Source organism: Actinokineospora auranticolor (genome assembly GCF_041897805.1).
Lineage (GTDB): Bacteria > Actinomycetota > Actinomycetes > Mycobacteriales > Pseudonocardiaceae > Actinokineospora > Actinokineospora auranticolor.
This window is the reverse complement of record NZ_CP154825.1, coordinates 7723559-7743514: the sequence shown is the minus strand read 5'-3', so window position 1 is coordinate 7743514 and position 19956 is coordinate 7723559. Positions and strand designations below refer to the sequence as shown.

Here is a 19956-nt window from a genome sequence, read left to right as displayed (position 1 = left end):
CTCCGCCTGCCGGTCTCCGCCTCGCCGCCCCACCTCTGTGCGGCGTCGCACTCGGGTGAGCCACCACTTCACGGCCTCGCCACTCCCGCGTCGGCTTGTCTCGTTCGGCACGCTCTGATCAGCTCGCCTGCGTGCCTGCGTGCCTGCGTGCCTGCGTGCCTGCGTGCCTGCGTGCCTGCGTGCCTGCGTGCCTGCGTGCCTGCGTGCCTGCGTGCCTGCGTGCCCGGCTGGCTCCGCCGTCCCGCTCGCCATGCCTGGCCGACTCGGCTCGCCGTCTGTCTCGTCCCGCTCCACCAGCCCGCCTCGCCCGCCCGCCCCCGCGCCGAAAATCCAGCAAGATCACGAGTTATCCACATCCCCGCGAACCATCCACAGCTCCGTCAAACCCCCTTCCGGCCCTCTGAGCTGCGGCGATAGGGTTGCCTCAAGGGCCTGCCCCCGGGCGGGAGGGGCTTGTGCTCGGGGTGGTCGGGGGGTGGAAAAGGAGCCCGAAGGGCGGCATAGGGGGTGCGAGGGGGGAGGGTCACCGGTTGAGGGGGATTGGGGTGGGTGTGGGGATCTCACCCGGCGTGGGGCCGCGCGGAGCGATCTCAGTTGCTAGCGTTGCTCGCGATGACTTCGCGGACCAGTACCCCGTCTGCCCGTGACCTGCCGGGGCCGATTCCCCTGCCCGAGCAGCGGATCCGCTGGGGGGACAGCCCACCGAGACTGCGCGTCGGGTTTGGGGTGGCGGTTGGTGGGGCGGTGCTCCAGTGCCTTGGGCTCGCTGTCGGGCTTGTCGGTGGTCAGGCGCCTGCCGGGTTTGCGGGGCTTCCCCTTCTGATCGGCCTCGCGCTCGTTCCGCCGCTTCTCGCGGTTGCCTTCGCCGTCAGGGGGCAGCCGGTGATCGGTGCGGGGCTCCTGCTCGGTTCCGCTCTCCTCGTCCCCGGTCGCGCGCTCCTCGACGCCCAGTTCGCCGTTGACGCCACCGCCGTGTCGCGCCCCGAGTTGATGGTTCCGACCTCCCTCGCCCCCCTCACCCCCGCGCTCGGGCTGTGGGCACTGCTCGCGGGGCACCTGCTCGCTGCCGCCGCCGGGGTGCTCGCCGTCGGGCGGGCGGGGGCCGTTCCCGGGTCCCCGTACGACGCCGAGTTCGACGCCTCCCCCGACGACCGCTCCCAGCGCACCCGGGGCACCGCGTTGCTCGTCGCGTTGGTGACCGGGGCCGCGGCGGCCATCGGGCTCCTCCTCGCCCCGTTCTCCTCGGCCGAGGCGTTCCTGCCCGCCGACGACGTCTTCACCGCCTCCGGCTTCCTCCGCTACGGCCTGCTCGCCCTGGCCGTCGCGACCGGTGTCGCCGCGGCCGCCGGCGCCGGGTCCACGCGCCCCGCCGTCGCGCGTGGGGTGCTGCTCGGCGCGACCCTCGGGGTCCTCGCCGTGACGGCGCCGCAGATCGTCGCGGGCCTCGTCGTGCCGCGGCTCTCCCTCGCCCCGGGACCGCTGCTCGCCCTCCTGGCCATGACGGTGCTCACCGTCGTCGTCTGGGTTTCCAACCGGCCGGAGACCGACGAGGCCGACGCCGAGGTCAGCCTCGAGTCCGGTGGTCTGCACCGGGCCGCCGGTGTGCTCGGGTTGCTGGCCGGTGTCGCGGCCCTGGTCGCCGCGTTCGCCGCGAACCTCGTCTACACCGAGACCGGCGACCGGTTCGGCACCTACGGCAACCGGTTGTTCATCCCCTGCGGACTCCTCGTCCTCGCGCTCGCGGCCCCGCTGCTCTTCCGGCGCGCCGCCGACGGGGTTCGCCCGGCGTTCACCGTCGTGCTCGCCGCCGTTCCGCTGGTCGCCGCGTCCACTTTGGACGACGCGTTCACCGCGACCGCCGCCACCGGGGCCGTGCGGGTCGGCACGGGGGTCTGGTTCGCCGGGCTCTCCGTCCTGTTGGCCGCGGCCGCCGCCGTCGCGGCCGGGTTGGCGGGTGCGGCCGAGCGCGACGACGTCGACGTCTCCGAGAGGGAGATCAACCTCGCGCTGGTCGGTCCACTCGCCGCCGCCGGGTTGTTCGCCATCGGCGCCTTCGGGTTGCCCGCCGTCAAGGCGCCGGGGCTCGTGCCGCCGGGGATCTGGACCGAGTTCCGCCTTGCCTCCTGGGGACTCCTCCTCGCCGCCCTGGCCGTCGTCGCGGCGGTCGCGCTCGCGGCGCTGTCCCGGCCCGGGCGAGCGGGCGCGCTCCTCCTGGGCGCGGCCGGTCTGGTCGGTGTGCGGGTGCTGGAGTTCCCCCTGACGTCCGGTCGCGTCGACGGTGCGACCCCCGGTCAGGCGATGTGGGTGGCGCTGGCCTGCGTGGCCGCGCTCGTCGTCGCGACCATGGTCGCCGTGGGGCGCGCTCGCGCGTAAGAGATGCGAATCGTCCTCACGGGTGCCGACGACCTCGCCCGCGCACTACGCGACGCGGGGGCGGAGGTGGTCTACCTGACCGACACCGACCCGGCCCGTGTCGCCGCGACCGCGGTCCAAGAGGACGCCGACGCGGTGGTCGCGGCCACCGCTCTCCCGGCGATCACCGCGTTGTTGGCCGACAATGGCGCGGAGGACATCGCCGTGGTCGCCGCCGACGGGGCTCTCGCCTGGCTGGCCGACACGGCCGGTGAGTGAACTCACCACCGGTCGTGACGGACCTCACCGGGTGCGAAGTGTCAACCCCAATCCCACGTCGCTAGGGTTCCGTGACGTCCGGCCGCGCGAATCCAGCGCACGACGTCCGACAGCAGCACGTCGACACCGTAGTCAGGAGACTGTCGAGTGGACCTGTACGAGTACCAGGCGAAGGATCTCTTCGCCGCCCACGGGGTCCCGGTCCTGCCGGGCGACGTGGCAAGCACCCCCGAGGAAGCCCGCGCCATCGCGGAGCGCCTCGCCCAGACCGTCGTCATCAAGGCGCAGGTGAAGACCGGCGGCCGCGGCAAGGCGGGCGGCGTGAAGCTCGCCGACGACCCCGCCGGGGCGCAGGAGAAGGCCGAGGCCATCCTCGGCCTCGACATCAAGGGCCACATCACCCGCAAGGTGCTCGTGACCGTCGCGTCCGACATCGCCGAGGAGTACTACTTCTCGTTCCTGCTCGACCGCACCAACCGCACCTTCCTGGCGATGGCGTCGGCCGAGGGCGGCATGGAGATCGAGCAGCTCGCCGTCGAACGCCCCGAGGCCCTGGCCAAGGTGCCGGTCGACGCGATCAAGGGCGTGGACCTGGCCACCGCCAAGGAGATCGCGGCCCAGGCCAAGATCCCGGCCGCAGTCGCCGACCAGGCCGCCGAGGTCATCGTCAAGCTGTGGGAGACCTTCGTCGCCGAGGACGCCACCCTGGTCGAGGTCAACCCGCTGGTCCGCGACCCGCAGGACAAGATCATCGCCCTGGACGGCAAGGTCACCCTCGACGAGAACGCGGGTTTCCGCCACCCGGCGCACGCCGACCTGGTCGACCAGGAGGCGGAGGACCCGCTGGAGGCCGCGGCCAAGGCCAAGGACCTCAACTACGTCAAGCTCGACGGCCAGGTCGGCATCATCGGCAACGGCGCGGGCCTGGTCATGTCCACCCTGGACGTCGTGGCCTACGCCGGTGAGAAGCACAAGGGCGTCAAGCCCGCGAACTTCCTCGACATCGGCGGCGGCGCGTCGGCCGAGGTGATGGCCAACGGACTGCACATCATCCTGGGCGACCCGGACGTGAAGTCGGTCTTCGTCAACGTCTTCGGCGGCATCACCGCCTGCGACGCGGTCGCCAACGGCATCGTGTCCGCGCTCGGCATCCTCGGCGACGAGGCCACCAAGCCGCTGGTCGTCCGCCTGGACGGCAACAACGTCGAAGAGGGTCGGCGCATCCTCGCCGAGGCCAACCACCCGTTGGTGACCGTCGTCGACACCATGGACAACGCCGCCGACAAGGCTGCTGAGCTCGCGGCTGCGGGGGTCTGATCATGGCTATCTTCCTGACCGAGAACAGCAAGGTCATCGTCCAGGGCATGACCGGCTCCGAGGGCACCAAGCACACCGCGCGGATGCTCAAGTCCGGCACCAACATCGTCGGCGGGGTGAACCCGCGCAAGGCGGGCACCAAGGTCGAGATCGAGGGCCAGTCGCTGCCGGTGTTCGCCACCGTGGCCGAGGCCATCGCCGAGACCGGCGCGGACGTGTCGGTCATCTTCGTGCCGCCGAAGTTCGCCAAGGACGCCGTCCTCGAGGCGATCGACGCGGAGATCGGCCTGGCCGTCGTCATCACCGAGGGCATCCCGGTGCACGACACCGCCTACTTCTGGGCGCACGCGGTCGCGACGGGCAACAAGACCCGGATCGTCGGCCCGAACTGCCCCGGCCTGATCAGCCCCGGGAAGTCGAACGCGGGCATCATCCCCGCCGACATCACCGGCCCCGGCAAGATCGGCCTGGTGTCGAAGTCCGGCACGCTGACCTACCAGATGATGTACGAGCTGCGCGACATCGGCTTCTCGTCCGCGGTCGGCATCGGCGGCGACCCGATCATCGGCACCACGCACATCGACGCGCTCGCCGCGTTCGAGGCCGACCCCGAGACCGAGCTGATCGTGATGATCGGCGAGATCGGTGGCGACGCCGAGGAGCGGGCCGCGGCCTACATCCAGGCGAACGTGACCAAGCCGGTCGTCGGCTACGTCGCGGGCTTCACCGCCCCCGAGGGCAAGACCATGGGCCACGCGGGCGCCATCGTCTCCGGCTCGGCGGGCACCGCGCAGGCCAAGAAGGAGGCCCTCGAGGCCGCCGGGGTCAAGGTCGGCAAGACGCCGTCGGAGACCGCCGCGCTGGCCCGCGAGCTGTACCAGGCCCGCGGCTAGGGCCGGTCGCCGTGACCACGTGGGGCCGGACGCTGGTAGCGTCCGGCCCCACGTTCGTCTTCCCCCGGCGTGCTTTTCCGGGGGGAACCGGCTCCGGCCCCCGAGCGTCCGATGTCGTGGACGGGCTAGTGTCCTAGGTCGTCCCGGGGCGTTGTACAGGGCTCCTAGAAGTAACTTTCGTCGCTGAGGAGAGCACGCGATGACCTACCCAGGCGGTGCACCGGGCGGATATCCGGGGCCAGGACCGCAGCAGCCACCGCAGGGTTTCGGGCCACCGCCCGCGGCGAGCAAGTTCTCGCTGGCGCAGATCCTGCACCTCGCCGTCGCCGGGATCGGCACGCTCAACCTGTTCCTCGGCTTCGCCCCGCTGTCCGGCTCGTACAGCTTCTACGAGGGCGGCGGCGGTTGGGTGCCCGCGCTGTTCTTCGTCGGCGGCCTGCTCGCGCTGCCCGCCGTGCTGCCGGGTGAGCGCAAGGTCGGCATCCACTCCGTCGCGGTGGTCCTCGGCATCGCGCTGGCGTTCCTGTTCACCGTCTTCGCCTCCGGTGGCGAGATGAAGGCGGGCGGGATCATGATCCTGATCTTCGGCCTGCTGCAGGCCATCGCGGCCGTCGCCGCGTTCCTGTTCGACGCCGGTTTCGTCAAGCCGCCGCAGCCCCAGCAGCACCACGGCCACTTCGGCCAGCCGGGTGGCTACAACCCGCCGTCGGGCCAGTTCCAGCAGCCCTACGGCCAGCCGCAGCCGCCCCAGCAGGGCCAGCAGACCACCTACGCGCCGCAGCAGGGCCAGTTCGGCCAGCCGCAGCAGCCGCCGCCGGGGGCGCCCGGCACCCCGCCCGGCGGGTACCCGCAGCAGGGCTGATCGACCTCGGAAGGGGCGGTACCGATTCGTCGGTGCCGCCCCTTCTCGCGTCCGGGGACCCTCGTCACCGGATCGGCTGACGGCGGCGTGGCTGCTCCGAACGGAGCAACGCGGCTGCGAGAGTGGACGCCATGTCGCTGGTGGACACCGACCTGGTGGAGGACGACGAGGAGCCGGTGCCCGTCACCGCGGGCCTCCGGGTGAAGGTGCTCGCGGTGGCCGCGGTGGGTCCGCTGCTCACCGGGTACGCGGCGGTGGCGGCGGTGCTCGCCCTGGTCACCGCGACGGCCGCGCGTTCGTCGTTCACCACCGGCGGTGTGCTGGCCTCGGCGGTGCCCGGCTGGCTGGCCGCCTACCAGGTGCCGGTCCGGATCGAGGGCCACGAGCTGGGCGTGCTGCCGCTGCTGTCGACGGTCCTGGTCGCGGTCCTGGTCTGGCGGACGGCGGCGGGCGCGGCCGAGCGGCTGGAGGTCGAGACCCCGCGCGAGGCCGCGCAGGTCGTGCTGTCGGTGGTCGGCGCGCACGCGGCGGTCGGGTTGACGCTGGGGTTGTTGTGCACCGGTCGGGTGGTGGTCGACCCGCTGGCGGGGCTGTACTACCCGGCGCTGGTCGCGGGGCTCGCCGCGGTGGTGGGGGTGTTGCCGCAGTCCGGGGTGTGGTCGCTGGTCACGGCCCGCGTCGACCCGCTCGCGCTGCGCGGGCTGTCGGCGGGGCTGCTGGCGGTGGTCGCGATGGTGGCGACGGGCGCGTTCGTGCTGACGTTGTCGCTGGTGCTGTCCGGCGGCACGGTCACCCGGCTGTTCGCGGCGGAGGGGCCGGGCGGCGGGCTGGGGATGCTGCTGCTGTCGGCGGGCTACCTGCCGAACGCGGTGATCGCGGCGGCCGGGTTCGCGGCCGGACCCGGGTTCGCGCTGGGGCCGGTCGTGGTGTCCCCGGTGGACTTCGCCGGGGGCGCGGTGCCGCCGCTGCCGCTGCTGGGGGCGCTGCCGGAGACCGCGGCGCCGTGGTGGGTGCTGCTGTTCGCGTTCCCGGGGGCGGTGGGCACGCTGGTCGGGTGGCTGCTGCGGGAGTGCGCGGAGGAGCCGAGGGACCGGTTGCGCGCGGTCGCCGTGGCGGCGGTGGCGGCCGGGATGGTGTTCGCGGTGCTGGCCGGGTGCGCGGGCGGGGCGCTCGCCGGTGGGCCGTTCGACCCGCTGGACCTGCGGGCGCCGTGGTTGTCGCTGGCGCTGGTGGCGTGGATCGCGGCGCCCGGCGGGGTGGTGGCGTGGCTGATGGGGCCGCGACCGCTGCCCGAGGTCGAGTTGCCCGAGTTCGAGTTCGATGAGCCGGACGAACTCGATGAGCCGGACGAATCCGCCTTGGCCGAGGAGCTCGACGGTGCAGATGACGTCGTCGACGAAGATGCCGGTGACGTTGCCGACTCCGACGAGGAACCCGACGACGAAGGCGCCGAGGTGGAGTCCGACGAGGAGCCGGAAGAGGCCGGTGACGTCGGGGAACCCGAGGACGAGCCGGGTGCGGAGGAGCCGCCGGGGCGCTGAGCAAGATCGACTTCGCACGGCCTACGCTGGGCGTGTTCCGTCCGGCCGTCGCAGGAGTCCACGCTGAGCGCCCAGTACCCGCCCGCCGCGCCTGCCAGGGTCGTCGTCCTGGTCTCGGGGTCGGGCACCCTGCTGCAGGCCCTGCTCGACGAGGCCGCCGCCCCCGGTTTCCCGGCGCGCGTGGTGGCCGTCGGCGCGGACCGCGCGGGCATCGAGGGACTGGCCCGGGCCGAGCGCGCGGGCGTACCGGGCTTCACCGTCCGGGTCCGCGACCACGCCGGCCGCGCCGCCTGGAACGCCGCGCTGGCCGACGCCGTCGCCGCGCACGAGCCCGACCTGGTGGTCTCCGCCGGGTTCATGAAGATCCTCGGCCCGGCCTTCCTCGACCGCTTCGGCGGCCGGGTGATCAACACCCACCCCGCGCTGCTGCCGTCGTTCCCCGGCGCGCACGCGGTCCGCGACGCGCTGGCTTACGGCGTCCAGGTCACCGGCAGCACGGTGCACCTGGTCGACGGCGGCGTCGACTCCGGCCCGATCATCGCCCAGGAAGCGGTCCCCGTGATCGACGGCGACGACGAACCCGGGCTGCACGAACGCATCAAGGCGGTGGAGCGGCGGCTGCTGGTGGACGTGGTGGCCAGGATGTCCCGCGACGGCTACACCGTGGACGGACGAAAGGTGAGCATCCCGTGACCGAAACCGCTGAGCGCAGGCCGATCCGCCGCGCGCTGGTCGGCGTGTCGGACAAGACCGGCCTGCTGGAGCTGGCCACCGGCCTGCACGCGGCAGGCGTGGAGATCGTCTCCACCGGCGGCACCGCGAAGACCATCGCCGACGCCGGGGTGCCGGTGACGCCGGTCGAGGAGGTCACCGGGTTCCCCGAGTCGCTGGGCGGCCGGGTCAAGACCCTGCACCCGCGGGTGCACGCCGGGCTGCTGGCCGACATGCGCGACCCGGCGCACGTCGCGCAGCTCGACCAGTTGGAGATCGCGCCGTTCGACCTGCTGGTGGTCAACCTGTACCCGTTCGTCAAGACGGTGGCCTCGGGCGCCTCGCCGGACGAGTGCGTCGAGCAGATCGACATCGGCGGCCCGGCGATGGTGCGCGCGGCGGCGAAGAACCACGCCAGCGTGGCCGTGGTGGTCGAGCCGTCGCGGTACGGCTGGCTGCTGGAGCAGGTGGCGGCGGGCGGGTTCACCCTGGCCGACCGGCAGCTGCTGGCGGCGGCGGCGTACCGGCACACCGCGAGCTACGACGTGGCGGTGGCGTCCTGGATCGGCAACGCGCTGGCGCCGGACGACGAGGGCTCCGGCTTCCCCGGCTGGGTCGGCGCGACCTGGGAGCGCGAGAACGTGCTGCGGTACGGGGAGAACCCGCACCAGAAGGCGGCGCTGTACGTGCGGGGTGACGGCACGTCCGGGCTGGCGACGGCGAAGCAGTTGCACGGCAAGGAGATGTCGTACAACAACTACGTCGACGCGGACGCCGCGTGGCGGGCCGCGCACGACCACACCGCGGCCTGCGTGGCGATCATCAAGCACGCCAACCCGTGCGGTATCGCGGTGTCCGATGTGGACATCGCGGAGGCGCACCGGCTGGCGCACGCGTGCGACTCGCTGAGCGCCTTCGGCGGCGTGATCGCGGCCAACCGCGAGGTCAGCGTGGTGCTGGCCGAGCAGATCGCGGAGATCTTCACCGAGGTCGTCATCGCGCCGTCGTACGCCGACGGGGCGGTGGAGGTGCTGGCGCGCAAGAAGAACGTCCGCATCCTGGTCGCCGAGCCGCCCCAGCGCGGCGGCGTGGAGTTGCGCCCGGTGTCGGGCGGCCTGCTGCTGCAAACGGCCGACACCATCTCCGCCGAGGGTGACGACCCGGCCAACTGGACCCTGGCCACCGGCCCGGCCGTGGACGAGGCCACCCTGGCCGACCTGACCTTCGCCTGGCGCGCGATCCGCGCGGTCAAGTCCAACGCCATCCTCATCGCCAGCGGCGGCGCCACCATCGGCGTCGGCATGGGCCAGGTCAACCGCGTGGACTCCTCGCGGCTGGCGGTCGCTCGGGGCGGGGACCGCGTCAAGGGCGCCGTCGCCGCGTCGGACGCCTTCTTCCCGTTCCCGGACGGCCTGGAGGTCCTCGCGGAGGCGGGGGTGAAGGCGATCGTGCACCCCGGTGGTTCGGTGGGTGACGCGAAGGTGATCGCCGCGGCGGAGGCCGCGGGCATCTCCCTCTACCTCACGGGCACCCGGCACTTCGCCCACTGAGCCGAACAGCTCCGAACAGCGACACGGGCCCGCGGTCACCAGACCGCGGGCCCGTGTGCTTGCCTGACCTCGCTGCCTCGCTGCCTCGCTGCCTCGCTGCCTCGCTGCCTCGCTGCCTCGCTGCCTCGCTGCCTCGCTGCCTCGCTGCCTCGCTGCCTCGCTGCCTCGCTGCCTCGCTGCCTCGCTGCCTCGCTGCCTCGCTGCCTCGCTGCCTCGCTGCCTCGCTGCCTCGCTGCCTCGCTGCCTCGCTGCCTCGCTGCCTCGCTGCCTCGCTGCCTCGCTGCCTCGCTGCCTCGCTGCCTCGCTGCCTCGCTGCCTCGCTGCCTCGCTGCCTCGCTGCCTCGCTGCCTCGCTGCCTCGCTGCCTCGCTGCCTCGCTGCCTCGCTGCCTCGCTGCCTCGCTGCCTCGCTGCCTCGCTGCCTCGCTGCCTCGCTGCCTCGTCCCGCTCCGTCTCGTCTGTTCTGCCTGCTCCTGCCCACCTTGCTCAGCCTGTCTGTCTGCCGCCTAGCCCCTCTTGGCACCGCCACCCCGCCGCGCGCGCCGCTCCCCGAGTTGTCCACAGGCTTGATCATCTTCACCCGAAACCGTCGGTGCGCGCCGGTAGAATGGATACCGGGGGCGGAGGCACGCTTTGATCATCTCCGCCGTGGCGCACCCACCCTTCCGCCTGGCGCATCCCCTTCTCGTCCGGGCGAGATGTCGACGCCTGGCCCGCCGTGTTCCGCGATCGCGGCTGCGCCCGACTCGCTCGACTCGAACCGGCCTTTCCCTTGTCGCAGGGCCATTTCTCAAACCTGTCCTCTTTGGCTTGTCGCCGCGCCGGGCGTGGGGTAGTCTCGCTCATGTCGAACAGACGTTCGATGCAATACCCAGGGGTGCGGTCGGAGTCGAGGCCGTTCGTTCCCCGGCCGCCGCCTCCCCGCGGTTGCCAGCGCGTATTGAGCGGTACGCGCGAGCGTCCAGGGAGGTAGTGCGGTGTGGTCGCTGCCCGCTCCCGGCGCGGGGAAGTACTCGGAAGCGGGCGGCGACCGCGTCCCCGCTCGCAGGCGCCCCTTGCGCGCGGTCTGCCCGCGCCGGGCCGACGCGCGGCCTGAGCACGCCGTCTCCCTCGCCGAGAACCTGGCCCTCGCCGCCGCCCTGGAAGTCGACTTCCCCGCGCACGCGGCATCCTGGCTCCCCGCCGTCGAAGAACCCGTTGTCCTGCAACGGGAACCCGCGCTCATCGGCGCCCGAGCCGCCTTCTCCGAAGAGTTCCGGACAACCGGGAACACCGGCCCGAGCCTGCTGCCCGTGCACCCCGGCCTGACCGCGGCGTTCCCCTGGGGCGGACTCCGCCGCGGCGGCACGGTTTCGGTGCGCGGCAACACCTCCCTCCTGCTGAACCTGCTCGCCGGCCCCAGCGCGGCGGGCGCGTGGGCCGCTGTCGTCGGCCTGCCCGACCTGGGTCTCGCCGCCGCCGCCGAGATGGGGGTCGACGTCGACCGGCTGGCCCTGGTGCCCGAGCCGGGGCCGGAGGTCGCCAAGGTCGTCGCCGCGCTGATGGACGGGTTCGACGTGGTCGCCGTGGCCGCGGGCCGGATCGGCGAGTCCCTGGCCCGCAGGCTGTCCGCGCGGGCGCGCAACCGGGGCGCCGCGCTCGTCGCGTTCGGCGCTTGGCCGGGCGCGGAGGTGGAACTCACAGCCGCCCGCGGCCGCTGGGCCGGGCTCGGCGACGGATTCGGCCATCTGCGTGCTCACCAGGCCGAGGTCCGCACCCGCGGCCGGGGCGCCGCCGCTCGCCCCGCCCGGCTCCCGTTCACCCTCCAGGGTAGTGGGCCCTTGACTGTCGAACAGACTGAACATATGTTCGAAAACGACAGCGAACAGCGCCGTGCGCACCCATCCTGACCTCGGAGAAAGCCGTGACCAGACTGCTCGTCCTCTGGTGCCCCGACTGGCCCGTAGTGGCCGCGGGCGCCGCCGCGGGGCTCGCCGTCGACGCGCCGGCCGCGGTGGTCGCGGCGAATCGCGTGGTCGCGGTCAACGCCTTCGCCAGGGGTGAGGGCGTGCGGCGCGACATGCGCCGCCGCGAGGCCCAGCAGCGCTGCCCCGACCTCGCGGTGCTGCCCGCCGACGCCGACCGCGACGCCCGGGTGTTCGAACCGGTCGCCGCCGCGGTCGAGGAGCTGGCCGTGGGGGTGGAGGTCGTCCGCGCGGGGGTGGTCGCCGTGCCCGCCAAGGGCCCGTCGGGCTACTTCGGCTCGGAGGCGGCGGCCGCCGAGCGGTTGATCGACCAGGTGGCGGCCCGCACCGGCGCCGAATCGCAGGTCGGCATCGCCGACGGGCTCTTCGCCGCCACCCTCGCCGCGTACCGCGGCCTCGTCGTCCCGCCGGGCGGCAGCGCGGAGTTCCTGGCCCCGCTGGGCGTGCACGAGCTGCCGGACCGGGCCGAACTGGTCGACCTGTTGCGCCGACTGGGTTTGCGCACCCTCGGCGCCTTCGCCGCGCTCGAACCGGCGGACGTCGCGTCCCGCTTCGGCGCCGACGCGGGCTACGCCCACCGGCTGGCCCGCGGCCTGGAGCAGCGCCCGCCGTCGCGCAGGCGGCCCCCGGTCGACCTGTCGGTCTCGCACGTCCCCGACCCGCCGATCGACCGCGTCGACGCCGCAGCTTTCGCCGCCCGCACCCTCGGCGAGCGGCTGCACGACCACCTGGCCACCCACGGTCTGGCCTGCACCCGCCTGGCCATCCACGCGGCCACCGGCACCGGCGAGGAACTCCTGCGCCTGTGGCGCTGCGCGGACCCGCTGACCCCGTCGGGCATCGCCGACCGCGTCCGCTGGCAACTCGACGGCTGGTTGCGCGGCCCCCACCGCCCCACCTCCGGCATCACCCTGCTGCGGTTGGAGCCGGAGGAGGTCGTCGACGGCCACGCCCTGCAACTGGGCCTGTGGCAGGGCGGCCACGACGAGGGCGCCGAACGCGCGGGCCGCGCCATGGTCCACGTCCAGGGACTCCTCGGCCCGGAAGCCGTGGTAACCCCCACCGTTGGCGGCGGCCGGTCCCCGGCGGACCGCGTCACGCTCACGCCGTGGGGGGAGGAGAGACCGGAGCCGGAGGCCCCGGAACCCCCGTGGCCGGGCCGATTACCCACGCCCTCCCCGGCGACCGTCCCCGCCATCCCGGTCCAGGTCTCGGTCACCGACCGCAACGGCCAAGAGGTCGGCGTCACCGGCCGCTTCGCCCTCACCGCCAACCCCGACGAGGTGCGAACCCCCGACGGCACCACCCACCGCGTCATCGCCTGGGCAGGCCCCTGGCCCGCCGACGAACGCTGGTGGGACCCGAAAACCGCCCACCGACGAGCCCGGCTGCAGGTCCTGCTGGCGGAAAGGTCCGAAGAGGACGGACAGGGCGCCCTGCTCCTGGTCCGCGAAAACGAGAAATGGTCTGTAGAAGGAATATACGACTGATGCTCCCCCACGAAGACCGCCACGTCCCCGTCGACCTCCCGGACCTGATCGACCTCGCGGCCCTCATCCCGGAACCCCGCCGCTCCCCGGAGAACCACCACCCCCGAACCCCCGACCCCAACCCCTGACCGCACTCCGGGCCCACACCGGCCTTGGACTGGACCAAGCCCGGACTCGGGTCGAGCCGGACGGATCCGGACCTGAGTCGAAGCCGTCGCTCCGGAGCCGAACCGCTGGGCCTGAGCCTGAATCGAGCCGGAACCCTGAGCCAGGACCGGATCCGGACCCGAGCCGATCCAGCCCACGTCGCAAGCCTGCTCGACCGGGGTCGAGCCGATCCGGTGGGGTGGTCTCAGCCTGAGCCGGTTCGAATCACGGGAGCCCGCCCAAGCCCGAGTTGGATCCGGGCCCGTCCAAGGCAAGTCCGACTCACCCAGGGTCGATCCCTGCCTGGCGAGCGTTGGTCCAGTCCGAGTCGGGGCCGAATCGAGCGGATCCGGTCCCGGCCCGACTCCGACCCGGATCCGGTCGACCTGCCCGGATCGAAGTCCGCCCGGCTTGAGTTGATCGGGGGCGGACTCGGACCGCGCGCGGATCTGATCGAGTCCGCCCCGATCCGCCTGAGCCGACTCGACCCGATTCGGTGGGCCGACCAAGCCAGGTCCGGCTCGACCCCAGCCGTGCCAACCGGATCCGAAGCCGAGTCGGAGCTTTGACCCGCCAACCGAATTCCGGCGCCGCGCGGGCACCTTGCTTCGGTCTGCCCTGCCGCTTCCGGGTTTCCTCGCCCAGCCGATCGTCCGCCGGTCGTGCGGAGGTTGCTGGTCCTGCCGCGATTCCCCAGACCCGATACCAGCCCAAGTCCTGTCGCACCCGGAGGTTCTGCCCGCCACTCGCCCACCCGGCTACGCGGCCACTCGACGGCGGTTTCCCTGAACGGCTCCACCGCGGTGGAGTCCCGAACCCGGGTCCGCCGCCATCCGCCCGCACCAACTCGGTGAGCCGAGTCAACCCGGAGGTCGTTCGACATGGGGTGGAACAACCCGCCGGTGCGGTGGTCGGAGTTGGAGCGGATCCTCTCCGGTCGCGCGCCCGAGACCGGTGACGGTGGGGACAGCCCGGCCTGGACCCGGCACCGGGAGCGGTACCTCGCCCCAGCGGGCGCCCAGTCCTCCGGTGTCACCGACAAAGCCGACGGCGACGACCGCGTCCCCTACGCGGAACTGCACTGCCACACCAACTTCAGCTTCCTCGACGGCGCTAGCCACCCCGAGGAGCTGATCGAGGCCGCCGCCCTGCTCGGCCTCGACGCCCTGGCCATCACCGACCACGACGGCATGTACGGGGTCGTCCGCTTCGCTGAGGCGGCCAGGGAAGTCGGCATGCGGACGATCTTCGGCACCGAACTCAGCCTCGGTCTCACCGCCCCCCAGAACGGTGTGGCCGACCCCGAGGGCGAACACCTTCTCCTCCTCGCCGACGGCCAAGAGGGCTACCACCGCCTCTGCCGCGTCCTCACCTCCGCCCACCTGCGTGGCGAGGAGAAAGGCAAACCCGCGTACGACCTGCAGGAGGTCGTCGAGGAGACCCGCGACAACTGCGTCGTCCTCACCGGCTGCCGCAAAGGCGCCGTCCGCCGGGCACTCGCGGCCGGTGGCCCGGCGGCCGCCGCCGAGCAGCTCAGGTTGCTCACCGTCGCCTACGGCAAAGACCGCGTCTTCGTCGAGCTGGTCGACCACGGCTTCCCCGACGACACCACCCGCAACGACCTCCTCCACAAAATGGCCACCGACCTCGGGCTTCCCACCGTCGCCACCAACGCCGTGCACTACGCCCACCCCGGCCGCGGTCACCTGGCCGCCGCGATGGCCGCGGTCCGCGCCCGGCGCAGCCTCGACGACCTCGCCGGGTGGCTGCCGCCCGCCCCCACCGCGCACCTGCGCACCGGCGCCGAGATGCACCTGCGGTTCGCCCGCTACCCCGGGTCCGTGCAGCGCGCCGCCGTGCTCGGCGTGGGACTCGCGTTCGACCTCGAAGTCGTCGCCCCCAAGTTGCCGCCGTTCGACGTCGAGCCCGGCCACACCGAAACCACCTACCTGCGCGAACTCGTCTACACCGGCGCCGCCCGCAAGTACGGCTCGGCCGCCGAGGCGCCCCGGGCGCACGCGCAGATCGCGCACGAGCTGGCCGTCATCGAGGAGTTGGGCTTTCCCGGCTACTTCCTCGTGGTGTGGGACATCGTCGAGTTCTGCCGGAAGAACGGCATCCTCTGCCAGGGCCGGGGCTCGGCGGCCAACTCGGCGGTCTGCTACGCCCTGGGCATCACCAACGTCGACGCCGTGCGCTGGGAGCTGCTCTTCGAGCGGTTCCTCGCCCCCGCCCGCGACGGCCCGCCGGACATCGACCTCGACATCGAGTCCGACCGCCGCGAGGAGGCCATCCAGTACGTCTACCAGAAGCACGGCAGGCGCCACGCCGCGCAGGTCGCCAACGTCATCACCTACCGGGCCAAGTCGACCGTGCGGGACATGGCGAAGGCGCTGGGCTACTCGCCGGGGCAGCAGGACGCGTGGAGCAAGCAGATCGACCGCTGGGGGCCGCTGGCGGGCACGGTCGGCGACAACCACCTCGACGTCCCGCCCGCCGTCCTGGAGCTGGCCGGGCAGCTGGAGGACTTCCCGCGCCACCTGGGCATCCACTCCGGCGGCATGGTCATCTGCGACCGCCCGGTCAGCGAGGTCTGCCCGGTGGAGCCCGCCCGGATGGCCGACCGCACCGTCCTGCAGTGGGACAAGGACGACTGCGCGGCCGTCGGCCTGGTCAAGTTCGACCTGCTCGGCCTCGGCATGCTCTCCGCGCTGCGGTACATGGTCGAGATGGTCCGCGACCACGAGGGCAAGCTCGTCGACCTCGGCGCGCTGGACCTGGCCGACAAGGCCGTCTACGACATGCTGTGCCGCGCCGACTCGGTCGGGGTGTTCCAAGTGGAGAGCCGGGCGCAGATGGCGACCCTGCCCCGGCTGCGGCCCCGGGAGTTCTACGACCTGGTCGTGGAGGTCGCCCTCATCCGGCCCGGCCCCATCCAGGGCGGCTCCGTGCACCCGTACATCCGCCGCAAGAACGGCAAGGAGGACGTCACCTACGAGCACGACCTGCTCAAGGGCGCCCTGGAGAAGACCAAGGGCGTGCCGCTGTTCCAGGAGCAGCTCATGCAGATGGCCGTCGACGTCGCCGACTTCACCCCCACCGAGGCCGACGAACTGCGCCGCGCCATGGGCGCCAAGCGCTCCACCCGCCGCATGGAACGCCTGCGCGACCGCTTCCACCAAGGCGCTGCCCGGCACGGCATCGGGGCGGAACTGGCGGGCCGGATCTACGAGAAGTTGCTGGCCTTCGCCAACTTCGGCTTCCCGGAGAGCCACGCCCTCAGCTTCGCCCACCTGGTCTTCGCCAGCGCGTGGTTCAAGCTCTACCACCCGGCCGCGTTCTGCGCAGGCCTGCTGCGCGCCCAGCCGATGGGCTTCTACTCACCGCAGTCCCTCATCGCCGACGCCCGCCGCCACGGCGTCACCATCCTCGGCCCGGACGTCAACGCCAGCGCCGCACACCCCGACCTGGAAGGCGACGGCCCGGCGGTGCGGCTCGGGTTGGCGTCCGTGCGGTCCATCGGCGACACCCTGGCGGCCGAGATCGTGACCGCCAGGGGAAGCACCCCGTTCCACGACATGGTCGACCTGGCGCGTCGGGTCGACCTCACCCGGCCGCAACTGGAGGCCCTGGCCACCGCCGGGGCGTTCGACTGCTTCACCAGCCGCCGCCGGGAGGCGCTGTGGGCGGCCGGGGCGGTGGCCGCCGAGACACCCGGGCACCTGCCCGGGACCGCGGTCGGCGTCCACGCTCCCGCGCTGCCCGAGATGGACCAGTTGGAACTGGCCGTTGCGGATGTCTGGGCCACGGGGATGTCGCCGACCAGCTTTCCGACCCAGTTCATCCGTGATCACCTTGCGTCCCTTGGTGCGGTCACCGCCGCGGAGTTGCCGAAGGTCAAGAACGGGACCCGTGTGCTGCTCGGGGGTGCGGTCACCCACCGGCAGCGGCCGCAGACCGCGGGTGGGGTGACGTTCCTCAACATCGAGGACGAAACCGGCATGGTGAACGTGGTCTGCTCGCCCGGCCTGTGGGCGCGGTACCGGAAGGTGGCGCGCGCGAGCGCGGCCCTGCTGATCCGCGGCACCGTGGAGAACGCGGACGGCGTCACCAGCCTCTACGCCGACCACTTGCAACACCTGGCCATGCGAATCCCGTCCAAGTCCCGCGACTTCCGCTGACCCAGGGCGATTCCTGCCCTGTCGTCCAGACAGTCCGGGTCTCCTCGAACGGTCCTCCGAGCCTCCTTGCTCATGGCCGACTTTGGCTGCGCGGCTGGAGCCGGGATCGCCTTGCCCCGCACCCGGTTGGTTTCGGGTGCCGAGGTTCGCCGGGCAGGCCCAGTTGCCTGCTCGACTCGGACCGCTGGAACCCGAGGTTCGCCGGGCAGGTGCCGGAGTCGCCTTGCGCGACTCCCGGGCCGCCCGACTGGAACACGACGTCACCAGGCAGACCCGATCCTCCTTGCCCGATTCCCGGCCTGCCCGCGCCGCCGTCAATTCAAGTCCGGCCGACTTATCCACATCCTCGGCACCCATCCACAGAGGCTTATTCACGCCCCGGGATGATTACCCCGATGTAAGAGGCGGCGGCCCGTTTGAGAGAATTCAGTTACCACACCAAGTGCTCGAAAACGGACCGCCTCCATGTATCATACCGCCGGCCTCACTCGGGGCCGTGTCGAGGAATTATGTGCCCTGATCGGCGAAGCGACCGGGGAGTCGGTTCGCCGATGGCCGCCGGTTCTGGGTTTGTCTCGCTCCGTGGTGGTCACGCTGGCGTATTTGCGCCGAAATCGAGTGCAAGCGGAGTTGGCGGAAACCTTTGAGGTATCGCAGTCGACGATCAGTCGGGCGATCGCCGCGGTGACGCCACTGTTGGCCGACATCCTCGAACACCGCATTCCCACAGCCGACGATCTCGACGACCGCAGCTCCCACATGGTGGATGGAACCCTGCTGCCATGCTGGTCGTGGTCCTCCCGCCCGGAGTTGTTCTCCGGGAAACACCGGACCACCGGCTTCAACGTCCAGGTCGTGTGCACGCTGGACGGTCGCCTGAGATGGGTGTCCGATCCGATGCCGGGAGCCCGGAACGACATCGTCGGCCTGAAAGCCTCACGGATTCTCGACGGCCGAGACCCCAGCACGTGGCTCGGCGACAAGGGCTATATCGGGAGTGGCATTCTGACCCCGATCAGAAAACCCAGGAACCGTGAACAGCCCGACTGGGAAAAAGAGTTCAACCGGCACCACAACTCCATCCGTGTCGTGGTCGAACGCGCCATCGCCTGCCTCAAGACCTGGCGGATTCTCCACACCGACTACCGGCGCCCCATCGACACTTTCGCAGACGCCATCTCCGCAGTTGTCGGCCTCTATTTCTACGCCGCTGAATAAGCCTCACAGGATTTCCGCGACTCTTCCAACGAACCCCACCACCGATAGACTGGAGCAGGACTGTCCCCCAGGGGAAGGGCGGGGGCTGTGCTCGCGGGGCTCGGGGAAATTGATCAACGAAACTCGCTGAGGGCGTCGCTCCGCTGCTGCCTCTGTCGACCTTGAACGTGGCTTGAGCGCGATCTTGCCTGGGGCATGGACTAGCGGCCGATGCATATGGAACCGCCACGGGCGGTCTGCGCGTGTCGCCGTGGTCTTTGTGGTCGAGGTGATCGAAGCCCGCCGTGGCCAGCCGGTCCGGTGAGCTTCATCAAGGCTTTTGCACGACTGCCGGGCCTGGGCTCTCGGTCGAGCTCGGGTGTTCGTTGCGATTGGCTGGCGTTAGGCGGATTTGAGGTCGTCCGGCCTACCATCATGGGCGTGCCGGGTGCGAAGGACGGGGTGGCGGTTGTCGTCGTCGGGATCGACGGCAGCCAGTCCGCCATGAACGCTTTCGCCTGGGCTACGGGGCTTGCGCGTCGTGAGCAGGCGCGGTTGGTGTTGGTGTTCGTCGAGGCGCTCACCAACCCGGCCTACTGGACCGGTGTCAGCGTCGCGGGCGCGCAGGAGGCCGCTGCCGCGTACGTCGACGAGTTGCGCTTGGACGCGACCCGCTACCTGGACCCGATCGGTGTCCCGTGGGACGTGGTCCACCTGCGCGGCGACCCGGCGCGCGGGTTGGAGTCGGTGGCCGAGGAGGTGGCGGCCGACTGCGTCGTCATCGGCCGCTCCCACCACGGCGGCCGGGTGGCGCGGTCCCTGATCGCCGAAGCCGCGCGGCCGGTCGTCGTGGTGCCGTGACAAGCTGGCCCGGTGGAGACGACGACCGACGAGGACTTCAGCGAAACCGACCTGCACGGCCGGGAGTTCGCCCAGCACACGTTCACCGACTGCGACTTCAGCGGCGCCGACCTGCGCACCGCGACCACCACGGGCTGCACCTTCATCGACTGCCGCTTCACCCGCGCCGACCTCGGCGAGTCCCGCCACACCACCACCGCGTTCCGCACGTGCTCGTTCGACCGGGCCACGCTCACCGACAGCACCTTCACGGGGTGCTCGCTGATCGGGTCGACGTTCACCGACGTCCGCTTCCGGCCGATCACCATCACCGACACGGACCTCACCCTGGTCAGCCTCGCGGGCGCCGCCCTGCGCAAGACCGACCTGCGCGGCCTGCGGCTCCGCGAGGCCAACCTCCTCGACGCCGACCTGCGCGAGTGCGACCTGCGCGAAGCCGACCTGTCCGGTGCCCGCCTGCACGGCGCCCGGCTGGACGGCACCGACCTGCGCGGCACCCGCCTGGACGCCAACGGCTTGGTGGCCGCGAACCTCCGCGGCGCCCGGGTCGACGTCGACCTGGCCCTTTCCTTCGCGGCGGCCCAAGGTCTGGTCATCGGCTAACTGAGTCGCG

General features: G+C 72.1%; 15 protein-coding genes. All 15 read left to right on the top strand.

Features of this window, described 5'->3' with window-relative positions:
- The first annotated feature begins 882 nt into the window (after nt 1-882).
- The 15 genes from V5P93_RS33770 (at nt 883) to V5P93_RS33700 (ending at nt 19946) form a co-directional block, all read left to right on the top strand.
- Nucleotides 883-2373 (top strand): hypothetical protein, encoded by a 1491-nt coding sequence (locus V5P93_RS33770; RefSeq protein WP_104478066.1) that lies wholly within the window; start codon nt 883-885, stop codon nt 2371-2373.
- A gap of 3 nt (nt 2374-2376) precedes the next feature.
- On the top strand, nt 2377-2631 hold the full coding sequence (locus V5P93_RS33765) for a hypothetical protein (protein WP_104478067.1): 255 nt from the start codon (nt 2377-2379) through the stop codon (nt 2629-2631).
- Between the two features lie 147 nt (nt 2632-2778).
- Complete coding sequence (gene sucC / locus V5P93_RS33760) at nt 2779-3948, top strand: ADP-forming succinate--CoA ligase subunit beta (protein WP_104478068.1); 1170 nt, start codon at nt 2779-2781, stop codon at nt 3946-3948.
- A 2-nt stretch (nt 3949-3950) separates the two neighbouring features.
- Nucleotides 3951-4841 (top strand): succinate--CoA ligase subunit alpha, encoded by an 891-nt coding sequence (gene sucD / locus V5P93_RS33755; protein ID WP_104478069.1) that lies wholly within the window; start codon nt 3951-3953, stop codon nt 4839-4841.
- A 199-nt stretch (nt 4842-5040) separates the two neighbouring features.
- On the top strand, nt 5041-5703 hold the full coding sequence (locus tag V5P93_RS33750; RefSeq protein WP_104478070.1) for a DUF5336 domain-containing protein: 663 nt from the start codon (nt 5041-5043) through the stop codon (nt 5701-5703).
- Nucleotides 5704-5834: 131 nt separating this feature from the next.
- Nucleotides 5835-7244, top strand: coding sequence for a DUF6350 family protein (locus tag V5P93_RS33745; RefSeq protein WP_104478071.1), 1410 nt, complete (start codon nt 5835-5837; stop codon nt 7242-7244).
- A 63-nt stretch (nt 7245-7307) separates the two neighbouring features.
- Complete coding sequence (purN, locus tag V5P93_RS33740; RefSeq protein WP_104478072.1) at nt 7308-7937, top strand: phosphoribosylglycinamide formyltransferase; 630 nt, start codon at nt 7308-7310, stop codon at nt 7935-7937.
- Nucleotides 7934-9505, top strand: coding sequence for a bifunctional phosphoribosylaminoimidazolecarboxamide formyltransferase/IMP cyclohydrolase (purH, locus tag V5P93_RS33735; RefSeq protein ID WP_104478073.1), 1572 nt, complete (start codon nt 7934-7936; stop codon nt 9503-9505). Before purN ends, purH begins: the two co-directional genes overlap by 4 nt.
- A gap of 975 nt (nt 9506-10480) precedes the next feature.
- A complete protein-coding gene (locus V5P93_RS33730; RefSeq protein WP_104478074.1) occupies nt 10481-11392 on the top strand; it encodes a hypothetical protein in 912 nt (303 codons plus the stop codon).
- Between the two features lie 23 nt (nt 11393-11415).
- A complete protein-coding gene (locus V5P93_RS33725; RefSeq protein WP_104478316.1) occupies nt 11416-12957 on the top strand; it encodes a hypothetical protein in 1542 nt (513 codons plus the stop codon).
- A complete protein-coding gene (locus tag V5P93_RS33720; protein ID WP_281261647.1) occupies nt 12957-13085 on the top strand; it encodes a hypothetical protein in 129 nt (42 codons plus the stop codon). The genes V5P93_RS33725 and V5P93_RS33720 overlap by 1 nt, the downstream gene beginning before the upstream one ends.
- Nucleotides 13086-13985: 900 nt before the next feature.
- Entirely contained in the window at nt 13986-17285 is a 3300-nt protein-coding gene (locus tag V5P93_RS33715; RefSeq protein WP_104478075.1) for an error-prone DNA polymerase, read from the top strand.
- Between the two features lie 465 nt (nt 17286-17750).
- The gene (locus V5P93_RS33710; RefSeq protein WP_104478076.1) at nt 17751-18503 is read left to right on the top strand and encodes a transposase family protein; all 753 of its coding nucleotides are present in this window, start codon (nt 17751-17753) and stop codon (nt 18501-18503) included.
- Nucleotides 18504-18923: 420 nt separating this feature from the next.
- Nucleotides 18924-19343, top strand: a complete 420-nt coding sequence (locus V5P93_RS33705; protein ID WP_181043362.1) for a universal stress protein — start codon at nt 18924-18926, stop codon at nt 19341-19343.
- A gap of 12 nt (nt 19344-19355) precedes the next feature.
- On the top strand, nt 19356-19946 hold the full coding sequence (locus tag V5P93_RS33700; protein WP_104478078.1) for a pentapeptide repeat-containing protein: 591 nt from the start codon (nt 19356-19358) through the stop codon (nt 19944-19946).
- The last annotated feature ends 10 nt before the right edge of the window (nt 19947-19956 follow it).